General features: G+C 45.0%; 1 pseudogene. It reads left to right on the top strand.

What is annotated here, in order from left to right:
• Positions 1-229 (top strand): annotated as a pseudogene (gene mscC, locus ACSNOH_RS35445) (mechanosensitive ion channel protein MscC); the annotation flags it as partial.

Below are 229 nucleotides of genomic sequence, written 5' to 3'. Positions count from 1 at the left end.
GCGTATTGGAAGAGGCATGTGACATGCTGAATGAAGAGCTTCGGGATTCATTGAAGCGGGATGAATTCGGCAATCCGACAGAACCGTTTCAAATCCACGGAATCACCGCATTGAATAAAATCAATCGCGGCGTTGAATTTACGGTAAAAGGCATTGTAAAAGATGATGATTATTTCAGTGCCAGCCTTGCAGTAAGACGGGTTCTCGTTCGCCAGCTGTACCAAAACAA

Origin of the sequence: Streptomyces sp. URMC 127, from assembly GCF_051386535.1 — a bacterium.
Classification (GTDB): domain Bacteria; phylum Actinomycetota; class Actinomycetes; order Streptomycetales; family Streptomycetaceae; genus Streptomyces.
Note: the sequence above shows the minus strand (reverse complement) of the source record. Positions and strands in the feature narration are given on the sequence as shown.